This is a genomic window from Duganella lactea (assembly GCF_009857505.1).
In the GTDB taxonomy this organism is placed as follows: domain Bacteria; phylum Pseudomonadota; class Gammaproteobacteria; order Burkholderiales; family Burkholderiaceae_D; genus Rugamonas; species Rugamonas lactea.
In genome coordinates this window covers 1-255 of record NZ_WWCP01000125.1, presented here as the reverse complement: position 1 = coordinate 255, position 255 = coordinate 1, and the positions used below count along the sequence as shown (strand labels likewise).

Sequence of the window (255 nt, the reverse complement as noted above, 5' to 3'; positions counted from 1 at the left end):
GTGGCTGGTCGTCCTCTCAGACCAGCTACTGATCGATGCCTTGGTAGGCCTTTACCCCACCAACTAGCTAATCAGATATCGGCCGCTCCATGAGCATGAGGTCTTGCGATCCCCCACTTTCTCCCTTGGGACGTATGCGGTATTAGCGTAACTTTCGCTACGTTATCCCCCACTCCTGGGTACGTTCCGATATTTTACTCACCCGTTCGCCACTCGCCACCAGAGCAAGCTCCGTGCTGCCGTTCGACTTGCATG

The 255-nt window shown here is 55.3% G+C and carries 1 rRNA gene; it reads right to left on the bottom strand.

Features of this window, described 5'->3' with window-relative positions:
- Positions 1-255 (bottom strand): 16S ribosomal RNA (locus GTP44_RS26985); the annotation flags it as partial.